This is a genomic window from Sphingobium mellinum, from assembly GCF_037860795.1.
Taxonomy (GTDB): domain Bacteria; phylum Pseudomonadota; class Alphaproteobacteria; order Sphingomonadales; family Sphingomonadaceae; genus Sphingobium; species Sphingobium mellinum.
Window position 1 is genome coordinate 71,912 of the sequence record NZ_JBANRK010000014.1, and the last position, 15,412, is coordinate 87,323.

The following is a 15,412-nucleotide window of genomic DNA, read 5'->3' on the forward strand; positions in this document are numbered from 1 at the left end:
TGAGATGACCGACACCGCCACCATCGATCGCAGCCACGACCTCTCTCAACCGCTCGACCGCCTCGGGGCCGACGAGCGCATGAAGGACAAGAGCGACTTTCTGCGCGGCTCGATCGCCGAAGGTTTGCTCGACCGGATCACCGGCGCGGTGCCGTCCGGGGATGACGTCAAGCTGATGAAGTTCCACGGCATCTACCAGCAGGACGACCGCGATCTGCGCGACGAGCGCCGCCGCCAGAAGCTCGAGCCCGCCTATCAGTTCATGATCCGAGTCAGGCTGCCCGGCGGGGTCTGCAGCCCGGCGCAGTGGCTGAAGCTCGACGAACTTGCGCGTTGGCATGGCGGCGAGACGTTGCGCATCACGACCCGCCAGACCTTCCAATTCCACTGGGTGTTGAAGGACAGCCTCCGGCCGATCATCCAGGGTTTGCACGAAACGCTGCTCGACACGGTGGCGGCTTGCGGCGACGACAGCCGCGGCGTTATGTGCACCGTCGATCCGCAAAGTTCACGCTTTCACGCCGAAGTCGCAGCGATGGCGAAGCGCGTCAGCGACCATGTCATTCCCAAGACCCGCGCTTACCACGAGATTTGGTACGGCCACGAGCGCGTCGCCGGCTCCGAACCGGAGGAACCCTTCTACGGTCGCACCTACATGCCGCGAAAGTTCAAGATCGGTTTCGCGTTGCCGCCGTCCAACGACATCGACGTCTATGCGCAGGATCTCGGCTTTATCGCGATCGGCGGCGCGCACGGCCTCGAGGGGTTCAACGTTGTGATCGGTGGCGGCATGGGGCGCACCGACCAGGCACCCGAGACCTATCCGCGCCTTGCCAGCCTGATCGGCTTCATCCCCGCTGACCGTGTAACCGCCTGCGCGGACGCGGTCATGACGGTTCAACGCGACTATGGCGACCGCAAGGACCGCCAGCACGCCCGGTTCAAATACACGATCGACGACAAAGGGCTCGACTGGATCAAGGCCGCGATCGAGCGGAATATGGGATCGGCTTTCGAAGAGGCCCGTCGCTACAGCTTTGCCTCCAATGGCGACAGCTATGGCTGGAATACGACGCCCGACGGCCGGCATCACCGCACACTTATCATCGAGAACGGCCGCCTGGATCTGAGTCTGCTCGACATGCTGCGCGACATTGCCCGGGTCCATCACGGCACCTTCCGCCTGACGCCCAATCAGAACGTGATCATCGCTGGTGTGAGAACGGAGGATAGGCCCACCATCGACGCGGTCCTCGCCGACCATAGACCGGACATCGATGCCTTTTCGGTGCTGCGGCGCAATGCCATAGCTTGCGTTGCGTTCCCGACCTGCGGTCTGGCCATGGCGGAAAGCGAGCGCTATCTGCCGGGGCTGCTCGACAAGATCGAGGCAATCCTTGCCGAAAATGGCCTCGCCGACGAGCCGATCACCGTCAGGATGAGCGGTTGCCCGAATGGGTGCTCCAGGCCCTACATCGCCGAGATTGGTCTCACTGGGCGGGCGCCGGGCAAGTACAATCTCTATCTCGGCGGCGGCTTCCACGGAGAGCGCCTCAATCGCATGGTGCGCGAGAATGTCGGGGAGGCGGTAATCCTCGAAGTCCTTACCCAAGCGATCGGCCGTTACGCCCGCGAGCGCGAACCCGGGGAGCATTTCGGAGACTTTACCATTCGCGCGGGTCTGGTTCGCGAGGTCACGGAAGGGCGGTTCTTCAATGACTGACAGATTCGATGAGTTGCCAAGCCCGCAAACCATCACCGCGGCCTACGGGGTGGCGATCGATTCCGCCTTCGGGGCGGTGGCGCCGCCGCTATATCTGTCGACCACCTATGAGTTCGCCGGGTACGGCGAACCTCGGCTCTACGACTATGGCCGGGCGGGCAATCCCACGCGGGAGCTCCTGGCCGATGCGATCGCGAAGCTCGAGGGAGGCGCTGGCGCGATCATTACCTCCAGCGGTATGGCGGCCCTCGATTTGCTTGTCAGCCGGCTGCGGCCGGACGAGCTCGTCCTCGCTCCGCACGACTGCTACGGCGGCACAATGCGGCTTCTCAAGGCGCGCGCCGAGCGCGGCCATTTTTCAGTCCGCTTCGTCGATGAATCCGATCAAACGGCCTTCGCAGCCGCGTTGGAAGAGGTGCCGGCGCTCGTGCTGATCGAGACGCCGAGCAATCCCCTGATGCGGGTCGTCGATATCGCCACGCTATGCGCAAACGCGCGGCAAGCGGGAGCCGCCGTGGCCGTCGACAACACCTTCCTGTCGCCTGCCCTCCAGCGGCCGATCGCGCTCGGCGCCGACTATGTCGTCCACTCCACCACCAAGTATCTTAATGGCCATTCCGACGTCATTGGCGGCGCTGTCGTTGCGGCCGATCCTGCCGAAGTCGAGGCGCTGCGCCATTGGGCCAATGTCGTCGGCAGCGCGGGCGCACCTTTCGACTCCTGGCTGACGCTACGCGGCTTGCGCACGCTGTTCCCCAGGATGGAATACCAACAGCGAAATGCGACGATCATTGCAGAATTTCTCGATCACCACCCGGCCGTCGCCAAGGTTCACTATCCCGGTCTTTCTTCGCATCCCGGTCATGCCATCGCCGCGCGGCAGCAGGAGGGTTTCGGCGCCATGCTGAGTTTCGAGCTTGCGGGCGGTGTCGCGGCGGTGCGGCAGTTCATCGGCGCCGTGGAATTCTTCACGCTCGCTGAATCGCTGGGCGGCATCGAAAGCCTGGTAGCCCATCCCGCCACCATGACCCATGCCGACATGGGCGAGGAGGCGCGAGCCGTGGCTGGCATCAGCGACGGCCTGCTGCGGCTCTCGGTCGGCCTTGAAGCCGGGCAGGACCTGATCGCCGGGCTGGAGAAAGGATTGGCGACATGCCGGGCTTGACCACTCGCCCCTGCTGTCAAACCGCCCACGGAGGAGAAAACCTATGCCGGGCTATGTATTGATCGTCGACTTCTTCGGACTCGTCCTTGCGATCATCGGATTCAATATGGCGTTCCGTCAAACCGCTGTCCGGCGGCATCTCGGGCGTCCGGTGCGGCCACCGACGCGGTTGCGTGACCAAAACGACAATGAGGATCCTTTGACCTATGTCCTGCGAATCTCTGGAGTCATGCTGATGATCTTCGGGATCGTCATCGGCGGCATGGTCACTCTGGTCCACCTGGCATAGAAAGGACGCACATCTCGGCGGAAGCGAAGATGGATCAATCGGCACCTACAACCGCACCGGAATGGCAGACCGGCCAGTGGTTCAATAGCGACCGGCCTCTGGCGCTTGGCGATTTACGCGGCCGTGTCATCGCCTTGCATGCCTTCCAGATGCTCTGCCCAGGTTGTGTCCAGCATGGCATCCCCCAGACCCAGCGCATTGCGCGGACATTCGATCCCGGACAAGTCGCCGTCGTGGGTCTCCATACGGTCTTCGAGCATCATGAGGCGATGCCTCCCGTGGCGCTGGCGGCATTCCTGCACGAATATCGCGTGACGTTCCCGGTCGGCGTCGACCTCCCAGCCGCCGACAGGCCGATCCCGCGAACAATGGCCGCCTATGGGATGCAAGGCACGCCGACCCTGATCCTCATCGACCGCTGGGGGCGCCTGCGCAGACAAATGTTTGGGGCCGAGGACGATATGCGCGTCGGCGCGGATATCGCTCGTCTTCTTTCGGAACAGGAGCGCACCGATGACGCATGAATATGACGATCCGATAGGTTCCGAGCAACTCGAAGAGACCGTACGCTATATCGCAGGACGTTTTCGCACCGAGGAACGCGATCTCGCTGGCCTCACCAGAGAGGTCGTCATGGAGCGCTTCTGTTCCTGTGTCGCCGCCCCGGATAAAGCAGGCGCCTCGGTTCTCGAGGGATTGATCGCGGAAGTCTGCAGGCAGGTTCGTGACCTGCTTGTTGGCAGCCGTCTGCTCGATGCGGTTGATGAAGCCTCGATCGAATCCTTTCCCGCTAGCGACCCGCCGGCCTGGGCCGGTCACAAATAAAGGGGTAACCGATGACCATAAGCATCAAGCGGGTCTACGAACCTCCTGCGAACGACGATGGCCAGCGGGTTCTCGTGGACCGGATATGGCCGCGGGGCGTAAGCCGTGAAAGCGCGGCGCTGGACCTTTGGCTCAAGGAGATCGCGCCTTCGACACCGCTGCGCAAGTGGTTCGGTCACGACCCTTCACGTTTCGCGGCGTTCCGGGGTCGCTATCGCCAGGAACTGGAAGAAAACCCGCAGTCTGTTGCCCAGCTCGCCACACTGGCCAAAAAGGGCGACGTAGTCCTGCTTTACTCGGCCCATGACGAAAAGAACAATCAGGCGGTTGTTCTCGCCGAGTATCTTAACGAACTGCAATAATGCTTGCGGCGCCATTGCCGACTTCGCGTGGATGGAGCGCTCGGCGGGTAGTGCTTGAATCCCCCAGTGCGGCAGTGCGGACAGAGAAGGCTTTGTCTGCAAATTTCCGAGTGTGCGAGAAGATCGGCGGCAACATGTTGGCAAGTATATCCGTTGAGCACCTCTGCGATAGTTTGGGTATAAGTGTGGCCGCATTCCATGAAATTCATGGTCGTCTTTTGATGAACGAATTGGGAGCGATCCGTCTCGCGCGCCTCAGGGCGCGATCGACTGTCGCTCGCGAGTTTCGATCCTGCGCGGGCTACACCCGTTTGCGGTGACGCTCCGAAGTGGTCGTGGCGAATATTTAGGAGTGGAGCTCAGACGCAGTGCCTGGCGAGCGGATCTCGACCGTGAATAGTGCGAACGGCAAACTCAACGTCTCGCTTGCCGACGGACGCAAGCTGCGCGTGCCGCTGGCGTGGTTCAACCCGCTTTTCAAGGCAACTCCGGCGCAACGTGCAAACTATTATATTCGCGGCGACGGCTATCGCATTCACTGGCCGGAGATTAGCTTCGAACTGAGTTCGGCGCGTCTGTTGAGAGGGCCGATACTCGGCGACGAGCGTCGCTAGAGCCCTTCACGCTCTCTAGAGCCGCCGGAGCCGGCGAGGCATTCACCGGTCGCAGTCGCGACGCGCATTCTGCCGGTCATGTACGCGCCCACCGGCAATTGGCACGTCTAGTAACAGAGCCATGAGCAATGTCGAGATGACGATTACGGCAAAGATGACCATTTGAAGCTCCAGACCATGAGATCGAACTTCAGAACCCTGCGAAGCGCCCTCGCGCGCGCTGTGCGTCAGGCGCGCATTGAAGGGCGGCGGGAAAAGACGCGCAAGGTCTCTTCGTCATAACCTATCGCATTGTAGAAGCCTGCGGCCTCGTCGTTCTCGGGACGAACCATCAATTGGATCTTGGCGGGGGCGTACTGCGCCAGCCATTCCTCGCAGGCCCGGACGAGTTTTCGGCCAAGCCCCCATCTGCGAAAATCGCTTTCCGTTTCAAGGGGTGTTGCAACGAGTGAGCGGAACCGCGAGCATGATTCCTCATGCTGCTACCTAGGGATCAGCGGGTGGCCGTTGGCGACGGCCGGCAGTCTGCCCAAGATTTCCTCGGCAAGTGGCGAAAAGGACATTGGGTGAGTCTCGTCGAGCGAGCAGGCGATTTGCCGAATTGCTCCTCGATCCAGGCAAGCTTGCTCGTCCTTGAAGGCGAAGACGACCCAGTTCATCCCGTCTTCGACGGGCACGACTATGATTGTGGCGAAGTGTTCTCGCACGCGAGCCAGTACCGAGGCGTGCTTCCAGGAAAGATCACACAGATTGGCCACGAAAATCCCCCCGGGGTTCAACCGCAGATGGCAGTCGCGGTAAAACTCCGACGAGCAGAGCTGGGGCACCTGTCCATCGCTGTCGAAGCCGTCCACGAGCAGGACATCGCAGGTCCGGAAGTCTTGCCTTACGAACTCAGCTCCATCGGTGCAGACGATCTCGAAGCGCTCGTCCTCCGGCGGCATCAGGAAGCGCTCGCCGACGGCAATGACTTCGGGGTCTATTTCGACGCCGACGATCGAAGCGTCCGGCAGGTGCCGATAGCAATATTTCGCCAGGGACCCTCCGCCCAGCCCGATGATCTCGATCGTCTCCGGTGAAGGATTGAACAGGAGGAATCCCATCATCAGGCGCGTGTAGTCGAGCAGCAGCCTGTCCGGATCCTCGATGCTCATCGCGCTTTGCACGAATGCCCAATTTGCGAGAAGGCTTCGTATGCCGCCCAGCTCGAAGACGAGCGGCGCGTCAAATCCGACTTGCTCCATTTGATACGGATCGCGATGGTCAAACCCATATCGCGCGGCATGACGCTGATCGCGATCGATACCGTCGATATGGTCGAGAAAATCATCCAGTTGGGCTCTCGCCTCGTCGCCATGCAAGTCCCGCCCTGTGTCGGGCGAGAGGGCGATGACGCATTCGTCTTCCAGGCCTTCTGCGCACCTATCCGTCATTGTCACGACGCGCATTGTCACGGCGTGCGTTCTGCCGATCGTGGGCGCGTCCCCCTGCGACGGTGACGCCGAAGAACAACACGAGCAGCACAACGGAGATAAGGATGATCCAGAATATGATCACGGGCGCCTCCTGTTTGAAAGGACGGGGATTCTACGAGGAGTGATTTGCCGGCTGCGCGGGGCTCAAGATTTGAGTCGCAATCCGAACCTCGCGGCCGGTTCCGAATGCACACGGGATCAACGGACTTGTCGCTTTTCGAACTGCTGGGCTTTCTCGTACATCTCTTGCCAAGCGGCGGCGGCGCGAAGTGCCTGTTCCCGGATATTCGGCAGAAGTGTCTCGGCGGCCTGCGCAAGGGACGCGTTCATGCGCGTCAGGTAGAATTCGCTGTTGCGCAATGTCGGTTTGAGGTTGGGACGCGGGGTCATCTCACAAGCACCTTGATTAGGTCTTTTCAGCAGTTGGCGCGGAGCTGTTTTGGCCAAGCTTCGATCATGGGTTAACAGCCCCGCCGTCGCCGCGCATGCCGGGGGAGCGGATGCTGGGGTGACCGAATGCACCCGTCAGGCTCGCTTCGAAGGCCGCCGAGAAAAAACGCGAAACGTCTCTTCTTCATAGCCAATGGCGTTGTAGAATCGCGCGGCCTCGTCGTTGTCGGGACGAACCATCAATTGAACCTTGGGAACGTCGAATTGGGCAAGCCATTCCTCGCATGTCCAGATCAGTTTCCGGGCGACGCCCCATCGGCGGAAATCCGCCTCCACACCTAGATAATAGATCCACCCGCGATGGCCGTCCCAACCCGTCATCGCGGTGCCGATCAGGTGGCCACTGGCAAACGCGCCGATGATCGTGGACGCTGGTCCGTTGAGAGCCCGCTGGGCGTCGGCAACCGGATCGTTCCAGGGGCGCGTCAAGCCGCAAGCATCCCAAAGCTTCACCGCTTCGTCGACTTCCGAACTCGCCAACGGCCGCACCTCGATCATGATCCGGTCTCCCCGTCGACTGGCGCCGGGCGCTCCTTTTGGAATCCGTGCATACCGAACCACCACTGCAGGGCAATGATCGCGCCCTTAGCCGGCTGCAGCAGCGCGATCATCAAGATCATCGCAAGCGGCAGCACGATCGCGACCAGCGCGGCGACCGACAATCCTGCGTCACGAACGAGCGCAATGATCAATGGGGCCAGGAGGTGTCCGGTTATCAGGATCGAGACGTATGCGGGGAAATCATCCGCCTGTTGATGAGACCAGTCCTGCCCGCAATTCGGACAGCGCGGCCGCGGCTTGAGGAAACGAAGAAAGAGCTTCGCTTCCTTGCACCGAGGACAATGGCCCCGCGCGCCCCGGGCCATGGCCTCCACCGCCGAAGAGGGCAGGACGGGTGGCGCCGCGGGAGTGCTGGTTTGTGGGTCGGACACGGCTTCGGGCTTCGTTGGCAATTGGTCAAACGGTGATGCCATCAGGTCAGGCACTGAAGACTCCGGGCGGAGCGGCTGCGCGAACGCTCTCGTCGACATGCGCGACGAATTGCGTGAAATTGCGGCGAAAACGGTCGGAGAGATCACGGGCGGCGTGGTCGTAGGCATATTCATCGGCCCAGGTGGCGCGCGGATCGAGGATGCGGGCGTCGACGCCATCCACTTCGATCGGAACCTCGAACCCGAAATTGGGATCGGTGCGGAACCGTGCTTCGTTGAGCTTGCCTGAAAGCGCGGCATTGAGCAGCGCTCGCGTCACCTTGATCGGCATGCGCGACCCCGTTCCATATTTGCCGCCGGTCCAGCCCGTGTTGACCAGCCAGCAGTCGACACCGCCCTTGGCGATGCGTTTGCGGAGCAGATTGCCGTAAACGCTCGGGTGACGGGGCATGAACGGCGCGCCGAAGCAGGTCGAGAAAGTCGCCTCCGGCTCGGTCACGCCGAGCTCGGTACCGGCGACCTTTGCGGTATAGCCAGAGAGGAAATGGTACATCGCCTGCTCGGGCGTGAGCTTCGCGATCGGCGGCAGCACGCCGAAGGCATCGGCCGTCAGCATGATGATGTTCTTCGGAACGGGCCCCATATTGTCGGCGGAGGCATTGGGGATGAAGTCGATCGGATAGGCGCCGCGGCTATTCTCGGCGAGCGAGGCATCGTCGAGGTCGAGGCCGCGCGTCTCCGGATCCATCACGACATTTTCCAGGATCGTCCCGAACCGGCGCGTCGTCGCGTAGATCTCGGGCTCGGCCTGGGCCGAGAGGCGGATCATCTTGGCATAGCAGCCGCCCTCAAAGTTGAAGACCGCGGTATCCGACCAGCCATGTTCATCATCGCCGATGAGCGTGCGAGAGGCGTCAGCGGAAAGCGTGGTCTTGCCGGTACCCGACAAACCGAAGAAGATCGCCGTGTCGCCAGCTGGGCCGATGTTGGCCGAGCAGTGCATCGGCATGACGCCGCGCTCGGGCAAGACGAAGTTCAGCACCGAGAACACGGCCTTCTTCATTTCTCCGGCATAGCCGGTGCCGCCGATCAGGATCAGCCGGTGCATGAAATCGACAGCGACCACGGTTTCCGACCGGCAGCCGTGGCGTTCCGGATCGGCACGGAAGCTTGGGAGATCGATGATCGTATAGTCGGCCGTGAAATGCAGGAGCTCGTCTTGCGTAGGACGCACCAGCATGGTCCGCACGAACTGCGAATGCCAGGCGAGTTCGGTGACGACGCGAACACCCACGCGATATTCCGCCTGCGACCCTCCGAAGAGATCCTGGACGAAGACATCGTCGAGCGTTGCGAGATGCTGCAGGAAATCCGCTCGCAGATTGGCGAAGGCCTCTCCCGTCATGGGCTTGTTCGACGCGCCCCACCACACGTCTTCCTTGGTGAGAACGTCGCGCACGATGAACTTGTCCTGCGCGGAGCGCCCGGTGTGCTTTCCGGTCTCGACCACCAGCGCGCCATGCTCGGAAAGTCGGCCTTCGCCGCGTCGTAATGCTATCTCGGTCAATGCGGGCGTATCGAGGTTCTCGTGGAGTCTCGCGCCGGGTTTGATCGTGATGTCAGGAACGGTGAGTGTCAGCGTCATTGTATGCGAGGCCTCTCGGTTCAGTTGTGGAAGAGTAAGGAATCAGACGTCGCCTGGCGGCACGTCCACGGGAAGCTTGAGCTTGAGCTTCGGACGTCGGGGGCGATCGGATTTTACCGGCGTGTCCGAGGCCGCAAGCGCTGACGAGGATCTCGGGGCCGCGCCGGTCCCACGATTTCGAAGCCTGCGACGGTGCTTCTTGTCCTCGATCATGCCGCGTCCGGCCCTGCTTCCGATCGGGTAGCCCGGCGATCTCCCTCCTCCAGGACATGCGCTATCTCCGACAGGAGCATCGAGGCTCCCAGGGGCGTGAGGGCGGCTTCGCAAAGCTGTCCATCGCCGTGATGGAAAGTCAGCACCACCCGATACTCACCCGGAGCCTGGGGCATCAGGCGCAAATGGGCGTTGAAGTCGCTCATCTGAGCCCCGGAGCTGCTCGAATCGACAGGGTCTTGCCCGCATCCAGATGATTCAACGATTGGCACAATGCATATATACAACGCACTGATAGATTGTTAATAGTGATATTTGATGTATTATACATCAGGAGTGGCAATGATCACATCACAGCAATTGCGGGCGGCTCGCGCCCTTCTCGGCCTGGATCAGCGTCAGCTTGCCGAACTAGCCGGCCTCTCGCTTCCGACCATCCAGCGGATGGAAGCGTCGGAAGGGCAGGTCCGGGGCGTCGTTGACACGCTGGTGAAGGTCATCACCGCGCTCGAAGGCGCGGGCATCGAGCTTCTCGGCGAGAACGCGCCAAGCACAGGCGTTGGGCGAGGAGTTCGTCTGCGCGAAACCGCGGGCGGCGTCCGGGGCTCGCGTGGCTCATCGCTTCTCTATGACAAGGTCGCGGAGCAGGAAACGGACCAGTGATGCAGGCCGTCTTCGGGCCCAAGCTCGCGACGGTGCTTCGCGAGGGCTATTCTTCTCGCCTCTTCCGGGCCGACGCCATTGCGGGGCTGACGGTCGCGATCGTGGCGCTGCCGCTCGCGATGGCGCTGGGTATCGCCAGCGGCACTTCGCCGGACAAGGGGCTCGTCACGGCGGTGGTTGCCGGTTTCCTGATTTCCGCGCTCGGCGGCTCGCGGGTTCAGGTGGGCGGTCCCACCGGTGCCTTTGTCGTCGTTATTTTCAACGTCATCGCCAAGCACGGCTATGACGGACTGCTCATTGCCACCCTGCTTGCCGGGCTTATCCTGATCTTCGCGGGAGCCTTCCGCCTCGGACAGGTCATCAAATATATCCCTCACCCCGTGGTGACCGGTTTCACCGCCGGCATTGCCGTGATTATCGCCTCGAGCCAGGTGAAGGATTTCCTGGGGCTGGCGATCGACACGGTGCCGGCCGATTTCGTGCCCAAATGGGAAGCCTATCTCGGTGCGATAGCGACAACCAGCGCGGCCACCGTGGCGGTTGGGGTGGGCGCGCTCGCGATCATCATCGCGCTGCGCAAGCTTGCGCCCAAGCTGCCCGGTTTTCTGATAGCCGTGGTCGTCACCTCGGTGGCCGTGGCCCTGCTCAAGCTGCCGGTGGACACGATCGGCTCGCGCTTTCCCGAAATTCCGCCGGGCCTGCCCATGCCTTCCCTGCCCGAAATGTCGTTGGCAAAGATCAACGCGGTCCTGCCTTCGGCGTTCACCATCGCCTTCCTTGCAGGGATCGAGGCCCTGCTGTCGGCCGTGGTGGCGGACGGCATGGCCGGGACACGCCATCGTTCCAACCAGGAGTTGATCGGGCAGGGTGTTGCCAACCTGGGCTCGGCGCTGTTCGGCGGCCTTCCGGCTACCGGTGCGATCGCGCGCACCGCGACCAATATTCGCTCGGGCGCGAAGACGCCGGTTGCGGGCATCATGCACGCCGTTTTCCTGCTGCTGTTCATCCTGTTTGCCACCGATCTCATGGCCTATGTGCCGATGGCCGCCCTGGCCGCGATCCTCTTCATGGTTGCCTGGGGCATGAGCGAGTACGAGCGGTTCGTGGCGCTGCTCCGCATGCCCAACAGCGACCGCTCAGTTCTTCTCCTGACCTTCGGTCTGACCGTCCTGGTGGACCTGACGGTGGCCATTGGCGTTGGCGTCACCCTGGCCTCGCTGCTGTTCATGGCGCGTATGGCCGAAGCGGTCGAGGTCGACACCAGTAACGGCAAGGACATCGATCTCGATTCCGAAGACGTCCACCAGCGCGATACCTTGCCTGCAGGGGTCGAGGTCTTTCGGATCAACGGTCCATTCTTCTTCGGCGTCGCGGGTGAGCTGCTCGATACCCTGCGCCGGCTCGGCGAGTCTCCCAAGGCCATCATCTTGCGCATGCGGCTTGTGCCCTTGCTCGATGCCAGCGGCGTTCGGACGCTCGAGGAGTTCATCGAGCAAGCGCGGGTCGCCGGCGCCAGGGTCATCCTGTCGGGTGTGCAGCCGCAGCCCAGGTCGATGCTCGAGCGCGTTCATCTCGGTCAGGGATCCGAGAAGCTCTTCTATGCCGCCGACTATGCCGCCGCACAGGCCCTCGCCCGGGACCTTCTCGATGCAAGTTACACCCATCCCGCTTGATGGCGCACGCAAGCTCGACGCGGACGATACGATTTGTACCCATAAGGAAGGACCGATGTTGCAGGACGTTGTAATTCTCGCCGGCGCTCGCACTGCGATCGGCGACTTTGGCGGAAGCCTCAAGGACATTGCCCCTTGGGAGCTGGGCCGGATCGTTATCTCGGAAGCCATCAAGCGTGCTGGTCTGAGCCCCGCTCAAATAGGTCACGTCGTGCTTGGCCAGGTTATCCAGAGTGAACCACGGGATGCTTATGTCTCCCGCATCGCGGCGATTGCGGCGGGGATTCCCGACCGCACGCCGGCCTTAACGCTCAATCGCCTGTGCGGTTCGAGCGTGCAGGCGCTGATCTCCGCGGCGCAGATGATCAAGCTGGGCGAGTGTGAATTTGCGGTTGCCGGCGGCGTCGAGAGCATGAGCCAGTCGCCGCATGTCGTGAAAACGATGCGCTGGGGTCGGCGCATGGGCGACGGGGTCATGATCGACGCGATGAACGCCACGCTCAACGACCCGTTCGGAGCCGGCCACATGGGGGTCACGGCGGAGAACGTGGCCGATCGCTATTCGATCACGCGTCAGATGCAGGACGAACTGGCGGCCGAGAGTCATCGGCGCGCGGGCATCGCGCTGGCCGAGGGCCGGTTCGAGGCGCAGATCGTTCCCGTCGAAGTCCGGGGCAAGGATGGACTGGTGCAGTTCGCGCTGGACGAACATGTCCGTACCGAGCTTTCTCACGCCGCATTGCAAGCGTTGAAGCCGATTTTCCGACAGGAGAACGGCACCGTGACCGCAGGCAATGCGAGCGGTATCAATGACGGGGCAGCCGCCTTGGTGCTCGCGTCGGCGGACGCGGCCGCGCGCCACGGGCTGGAGCCTAGAGCGCGTGTCGTCGGCTGGGGCCATGCGGGCGTGGCGCCCGAGGTCATGGGGCTGGGCCCTGTCGAGGCGGTGCCGATCGCGCTTGATCGCTGCGGCTTGACGCTTGAGGACATGGATGTGATCGAGGCCAACGAGGCCTTTGCCGCGCAAGCCTGTGCCGTCGCCAAACTTCTCGGCTTCGATCCCGCGAAGGTGAACCCGAACGGAAGCGGTATCGGGCTCGGCCATCCGGTTGGCGCGACCGGCGCTATCATCACCATCAAGGCGCTGTACGAACTCGAGCGCATCGGTGGTCGCTACGGTCTCGTCACGATGTGCATCGGCGGCGGGCAGGGTATAGCGCTTGTCATCGAACGATTGCCGCAGGCAGAAACAGACTATGCCAGGCACTGACCAGTTTCGCCGCTTTCGTCGGCGTCCGGGGACATTGGAGATCGCGCGCGCCGAGCGCGCGCTCGTTCCGCTAGCCCGCGGTCTTGCGGCCTTAGCCGGGTTCATCGACGCCGCGGGTTTTCTGGCGTTTGGACGCCTATATCTGTCTTCGCCTGACGCGAACGCCACGATCTTGGGCGTAGAGCTTGCTGGCGGTCGGCCGCTCCAGCTCGCTGCGACAGCGCTGGGGAGCTTTCTCGTTGGGGTCATTCTCACGACGTTGTGCGCGTATCGGCTCCAGCGCTGGCGCCGTACCGCCATTTTGACGGCACTGCTGCCCGCGCTATTCATCGCCTTCCTGTGTCTTGAAGCGGGCGGTTTCTATTCCTCCCTGGCGGTGTTCGCCGGGGCCGCCGGGGGGCTGCATTGCGTTCTCGAGCGGGATCCGGAGCGTCTCCACGAAGGCATGTTCCCCTCCGCGCAGATGGTTCGCCTGGGCGCAGCATTGGGCTCGCGCTGGACCAACGGCAAATCGGGGTCGATCGGCGACCATTCGCTGTTCTGGCTCTGCTTCGTCGGCGGCGCAATCGGGGGAACGACGGCTTGGATCGGGGCGGGCGAATGGGCTCTTGCGATCGCATCGCCTGGAGCGGCTTTGCTCGCTGTTCAGGCTTGGTCGATCGAGAGGAACCTGTCGGCCCGATGAGGCAGGCCCGAAATGGAAGGAGTGCGTGATGAGTGACGAAGACTATGTGTTCGATGAGGAGTCTGGAGACTGGGTTCCTGCAAGCCAACTGCGGCCGATGGACGCGAGCACGGGTGTAGAAGTGCGCGATGCGGTAGGAAACCTTTTGTCCGACGGCGATCAGGTCACGCTCGTGAAGGATCTCGCTGTCAAGGGAGCGGGCCAAACGTTGAAGCGCGGCACCTTGATCAAATCGATCAGGCTAACGGGCGATCCGCAGGAGATCGATTGTCGCTATGAGGGGATCAAAGGCCTGGTTCTCAGGGCCGAATTTGTAAAGAAACGCAACTGAATGATGACGAGGCGCCCAGTGCACCAGACCCGGCAACCCAGAGTTTGTAATGCCTGGGCTAGAGTGATGGGTGACCACCACGCAACTTCGTCGGCGGTATGAGGTGGATTGATCCGTCCGGGCAGCGTAATCCGCGGCCACCCGCGGATCACTTCTACTTCGCTTCATTGGGGCTTGGCGCCATTCCGCCCTATCCGCACGTTTCATTGACGGTATTCGCCTCGTGCTACAGGTCGATCTACAATGTTTGCCCTGAACAGCCCAAGCTAATGGCCTTCGATCGATTTTTAGACTTGGGCGACCTGGTGCATTTCCTCGGTTTGAATGCCGGCGGCGGGTGGATAATCAAGCGCTTTGCCCCCGCATATCGCGCGCTTCTGGGCTTAGATCTCAGTGGCCGTGACGTGAACGACCGGAATTTCACGCCGTTCAATACAAACCTTGAAGAGGAACTCGCCCGTCTGTTGACGCGCGAAACGCCGTTCTATGCAGGAACTTCGATCAAGGAACTGCCTGGGGAGCACATCTCGCACCGGCTCTTCATTCCGGTGAGCGCCAACGGGCGGACTATCACTGACTGCATGCTGTTTTCAGTCAACGAACGGGTTGCGGCCTTCCAGCAGCGGCGCTCACGGGCCACGGTGTCGGAGCGCTAGCGTACAGTCGTTACCGGGATGTGGGATGGCCCAGCCTGCGGCGGCCGACGTGGCCCGGCATCGTAGGAAGAGAAGTATCGCCAACGCCTTGGTGTGATGTTACGATCGCGGCATGCAGGTTCCACCGACTTTTCTGCGGCTTCAGGCGCACGGCGGCCACCTGATGACGCGCCTGCGCCCGTCGGGGCGGTGCCACCGCTATGCGGCGGAGCGGCCCCGGGGCTAGAGAGCTGGGCCGCGCACGCGCGGATCCTTCTCCCATCGAGCACAGCGTTGCGCTTCCGCTCCTGGAACTGTCGCACGCGTCGCGACACGAGGTCAAAATGATCGTGAACCGGCAAGGTGAAGACGTCAGCGGTGCGTCGTAAGCGTGGCCTGAGGACCGCGGTTCAGGCGGCTTCGGCGATCGATCGCTGATCTGGCCGCCAGTTCCACGGCATG

The 15,412-nt window shown here is 62.3% G+C and carries 21 protein-coding genes and 1 pseudogene; 13 read left to right on the forward strand and 9 right to left on the reverse strand.

The annotated features are described in order from the left end of the window. Nucleotides 1-4: 4 nt before the first annotated feature. From AAC640_RS13940 to AAC640_RS13950, 3 genes are read left to right on the forward strand one after another with little or no spacing between them, the layout of a single operon-like run. Nucleotides 5-1,723, forward strand: coding sequence for an NADPH-dependent assimilatory sulfite reductase hemoprotein subunit (locus AAC640_RS13940; RefSeq protein ID WP_340267265.1), 1,719 nt, complete (start codon nucleotides 5-7; stop codon nucleotides 1,721-1,723). Further along, the gene (gene metB / locus AAC640_RS13945; RefSeq protein ID WP_340267267.1) at nucleotides 1,716-2,888 is read left to right on the forward strand and encodes a cystathionine gamma-synthase; all 1,173 of its coding nucleotides are present in this window, start codon (nucleotides 1,716-1,718) and stop codon (nucleotides 2,886-2,888) included. Before AAC640_RS13940 ends, metB begins: the two co-directional genes overlap by 8 nt. Nucleotides 2,889-2,931: 43 nt before the next feature. Further along, nucleotides 2,932-3,177, forward strand: coding sequence for a hypothetical protein (locus AAC640_RS13950; protein WP_340267269.1), 246 nt, complete (start codon nucleotides 2,932-2,934; stop codon nucleotides 3,175-3,177). A 113-nt stretch (nucleotides 3,178-3,290) separates the two neighbouring features. Here AAC640_RS13950 and AAC640_RS13955 read toward each other — a convergent pair whose 3' ends face one another. Further along, entirely contained in the window at nucleotides 3,291-3,440 is a 150-nt protein-coding gene (locus AAC640_RS13955) for a hypothetical protein (protein ID WP_340267271.1), read from the reverse strand. Nucleotides 3,441-3,455: 15 nt separating this feature from the next. Here AAC640_RS13955 and AAC640_RS13960 point away from each other — a divergent pair, with 15 nt between their 5' ends. The 4 genes from AAC640_RS13960 (at nucleotide 3,456) to AAC640_RS13975 (ending at nucleotide 4,978) form a co-directional block, all read left to right on the forward strand. Further along, nucleotides 3,456-3,701 carry a TlpA family protein disulfide reductase gene (locus tag AAC640_RS13960; RefSeq protein ID WP_340267273.1) on the forward strand — a complete coding sequence of 82 codons (246 nt, stop codon included), beginning with the start codon at nucleotides 3,456-3,458 and terminating at the stop codon, nucleotides 3,699-3,701. Further along, nucleotides 3,691-4,002 (forward strand): hypothetical protein, encoded by a 312-nt coding sequence (locus AAC640_RS13965; protein ID WP_340267274.1) that lies wholly within the window; start codon nucleotides 3,691-3,693, stop codon nucleotides 4,000-4,002. The genes AAC640_RS13960 and AAC640_RS13965 overlap by 11 nt, the downstream gene beginning before the upstream one ends. A gap of 11 nt (nucleotides 4,003-4,013) precedes the next feature. Next, the gene (locus tag AAC640_RS13970) at nucleotides 4,014-4,364 is read left to right on the forward strand and encodes a DUF488 domain-containing protein (RefSeq protein ID WP_340267276.1); all 351 of its coding nucleotides are present in this window, start codon (nucleotides 4,014-4,016) and stop codon (nucleotides 4,362-4,364) included. A 392-nt stretch (nucleotides 4,365-4,756) separates the two neighbouring features. Then, a complete protein-coding gene (locus tag AAC640_RS13975) occupies nucleotides 4,757-4,978 on the forward strand; it encodes a DUF2442 domain-containing protein (RefSeq protein ID WP_340267278.1) in 222 nt (73 codons plus the stop codon). A 227-nt stretch (nucleotides 4,979-5,205) separates the two neighbouring features. Here AAC640_RS13975 and AAC640_RS13980 read toward each other — a convergent pair. The 8 genes and pseudogenes from AAC640_RS13980 to AAC640_RS14015 form a co-directional block, all read right to left on the reverse strand. Further along, a pseudogene (locus tag AAC640_RS13980) lies at nucleotides 5,206-5,400 on the reverse strand (GNAT family N-acetyltransferase); the annotation flags it as partial. Between the two features lie 60 nt (nucleotides 5,401-5,460). After that, a complete protein-coding gene (locus AAC640_RS13985) occupies nucleotides 5,461-6,426 on the reverse strand; it encodes a fused MFS/spermidine synthase (RefSeq protein WP_340267280.1) in 966 nt (321 codons plus the stop codon). After that, entirely contained in the window at nucleotides 6,401-6,535 is a 135-nt protein-coding gene (locus AAC640_RS13990; RefSeq protein WP_340267282.1) for a hypothetical protein, read from the reverse strand. The genes AAC640_RS13985 and AAC640_RS13990 overlap by 26 nt, the downstream gene beginning before the upstream one ends. Before the next feature lie 116 nt (nucleotides 6,536-6,651). Beyond that, nucleotides 6,652-6,843: a hypothetical protein gene (locus tag AAC640_RS13995; RefSeq protein ID WP_340267284.1), complete on the reverse strand. Its 192-nt coding sequence runs from the start codon at nucleotides 6,841-6,843 to the stop codon at nucleotides 6,652-6,654. Between the two features lie 135 nt (nucleotides 6,844-6,978). Next, nucleotides 6,979-7,401, reverse strand: a complete 423-nt coding sequence (locus AAC640_RS14000) for a GNAT family acetyltransferase (RefSeq protein WP_340267286.1) — start codon at nucleotides 7,399-7,401, stop codon at nucleotides 6,979-6,981. After that, nucleotides 7,398-7,769 carry a DUF983 domain-containing protein gene (locus tag AAC640_RS14005; protein ID WP_340267307.1) on the reverse strand — a complete coding sequence of 124 codons (372 nt, stop codon included), beginning with the start codon at nucleotides 7,767-7,769 and terminating at the stop codon, nucleotides 7,398-7,400. Before AAC640_RS14005 ends, AAC640_RS14000 begins: the two co-directional genes overlap by 4 nt. Before the next feature lie 112 nt (nucleotides 7,770-7,881). Continuing rightward, nucleotides 7,882-9,480, reverse strand: coding sequence for a phosphoenolpyruvate carboxykinase (locus AAC640_RS14010; RefSeq protein ID WP_340267288.1), 1,599 nt, complete (start codon nucleotides 9,478-9,480; stop codon nucleotides 7,882-7,884). Between the two features lie 209 nt (nucleotides 9,481-9,689). Then, on the reverse strand, nucleotides 9,690-9,899 hold the full coding sequence (locus tag AAC640_RS14015; RefSeq protein ID WP_340267290.1) for a hypothetical protein: 210 nt from the start codon (nucleotides 9,897-9,899) through the stop codon (nucleotides 9,690-9,692). A 136-nt stretch (nucleotides 9,900-10,035) separates the two neighbouring features. Between AAC640_RS14015 and AAC640_RS14020 the strand changes: the two genes are divergently transcribed. From AAC640_RS14020 to AAC640_RS14045, 6 genes are all read left to right on the forward strand, one after another. Further along, complete coding sequence (locus AAC640_RS14020; protein ID WP_340267292.1) at nucleotides 10,036-10,356, forward strand: helix-turn-helix domain-containing protein; 321 nt, start codon at nucleotides 10,036-10,038, stop codon at nucleotides 10,354-10,356. Further along, complete coding sequence (locus AAC640_RS14025; RefSeq protein WP_340267309.1) at nucleotides 10,356-12,029, forward strand: SulP family inorganic anion transporter; 1,674 nt, start codon at nucleotides 10,356-10,358, stop codon at nucleotides 12,027-12,029. Before AAC640_RS14020 ends, AAC640_RS14025 begins: the two co-directional genes overlap by 1 nt. A gap of 58 nt (nucleotides 12,030-12,087) precedes the next feature. Next, nucleotides 12,088-13,299 carry a beta-ketothiolase BktB gene (bktB, locus tag AAC640_RS14030; protein WP_340267311.1) on the forward strand — a complete coding sequence of 404 codons (1,212 nt, stop codon included), beginning with the start codon at nucleotides 12,088-12,090 and terminating at the stop codon, nucleotides 13,297-13,299. Next, entirely contained in the window at nucleotides 13,286-13,984 is a 699-nt protein-coding gene (locus tag AAC640_RS14035) for a DUF1275 family protein (protein ID WP_340267294.1), read from the forward strand. Before bktB ends, AAC640_RS14035 begins: the two co-directional genes overlap by 14 nt. Before the next feature lie 28 nt (nucleotides 13,985-14,012). After that, nucleotides 14,013-14,315: an alkylphosphonate utilization protein gene (locus AAC640_RS14040; protein WP_340267296.1), complete on the forward strand. Its 303-nt coding sequence runs from the start codon at nucleotides 14,013-14,015 to the stop codon at nucleotides 14,313-14,315. Between the two features lie 98 nt (nucleotides 14,316-14,413). Continuing rightward, the gene (locus tag AAC640_RS14045) at nucleotides 14,414-14,971 is read left to right on the forward strand and encodes a hypothetical protein (protein WP_340267298.1); all 558 of its coding nucleotides are present in this window, start codon (nucleotides 14,414-14,416) and stop codon (nucleotides 14,969-14,971) included. Nucleotides 14,972-15,412: the final 441 nt, after the last annotated feature.

What these genes read in the sequence shown, in the direction of transcription:
- AAC640_RS13940 (WP_340267265.1), top strand. Translation starts at nt 5, where the DNA reads ATGACCGACACCGCCACCATCGATCGCAGCCACGACCTCTCTCAACCG.
- metB (WP_340267267.1), top strand. Translation starts at nt 1,716, where the DNA reads ATGACTGACAGATTCGATGAGTTGCCAAGCCCGCAAACCATCACCGCG.
- AAC640_RS13950 (WP_340267269.1), top strand. Translation starts at nt 2,932, where the DNA reads ATGCCGGGCTATGTATTGATCGTCGACTTCTTCGGACTCGTCCTTGCG.
- AAC640_RS13955 (WP_340267271.1), bottom strand. Translation starts at nt 3,440, where the DNA reads ATGATGCTCGAAGACCGTATGGAGACCCACGACGGCGACTTGTCCGGG.
- AAC640_RS13965 (WP_340267274.1), top strand. Translation starts at nt 3,691, where the DNA reads ATGACGCATGAATATGACGATCCGATAGGTTCCGAGCAACTCGAAGAG.
- AAC640_RS13970 (WP_340267276.1), top strand. Translation starts at nt 4,014, where the DNA reads ATGACCATAAGCATCAAGCGGGTCTACGAACCTCCTGCGAACGACGAT.
- AAC640_RS13985 (WP_340267280.1), bottom strand. Translation starts at nt 6,426, where the DNA reads ATGCGCGTCGTGACAATGACGGATAGGTGCGCAGAAGGCCTGGAAGAC.
- AAC640_RS13995 (WP_340267284.1), bottom strand. Translation starts at nt 6,843, where the DNA reads ATGACCCCGCGTCCCAACCTCAAACCGACATTGCGCAACAGCGAATTC.
- AAC640_RS14000 (WP_340267286.1), bottom strand. Translation starts at nt 7,401, where the DNA reads ATGATCGAGGTGCGGCCGTTGGCGAGTTCGGAAGTCGACGAAGCGGTG.
- AAC640_RS14005 (WP_340267307.1), bottom strand. Translation starts at nt 7,769, where the DNA reads ATGGCCCGGGGCGCGCGGGGCCATTGTCCTCGGTGCAAGGAAGCGAAG.
- AAC640_RS14010 (WP_340267288.1), bottom strand. Translation starts at nt 9,480, where the DNA reads ATGACGCTGACACTCACCGTTCCTGACATCACGATCAAACCCGGCGCG.
- AAC640_RS14015 (WP_340267290.1), bottom strand. Translation starts at nt 9,899, where the DNA reads ATGAGCGACTTCAACGCCCATTTGCGCCTGATGCCCCAGGCTCCGGGT.
- AAC640_RS14020 (WP_340267292.1), top strand. Translation starts at nt 10,036, where the DNA reads ATGATCACATCACAGCAATTGCGGGCGGCTCGCGCCCTTCTCGGCCTG.
- AAC640_RS14025 (WP_340267309.1), top strand. Translation starts at nt 10,356, where the DNA reads ATGCAGGCCGTCTTCGGGCCCAAGCTCGCGACGGTGCTTCGCGAGGGC.
- AAC640_RS14035 (WP_340267294.1), top strand. Translation starts at nt 13,286, where the DNA reads ATGCCAGGCACTGACCAGTTTCGCCGCTTTCGTCGGCGTCCGGGGACA.
- AAC640_RS14040 (WP_340267296.1), top strand. Translation starts at nt 14,013, where the DNA reads ATGAGTGACGAAGACTATGTGTTCGATGAGGAGTCTGGAGACTGGGTT.
- AAC640_RS14045 (WP_340267298.1), top strand. Translation starts at nt 14,414, where the DNA reads ATGAGGTGGATTGATCCGTCCGGGCAGCGTAATCCGCGGCCACCCGCG.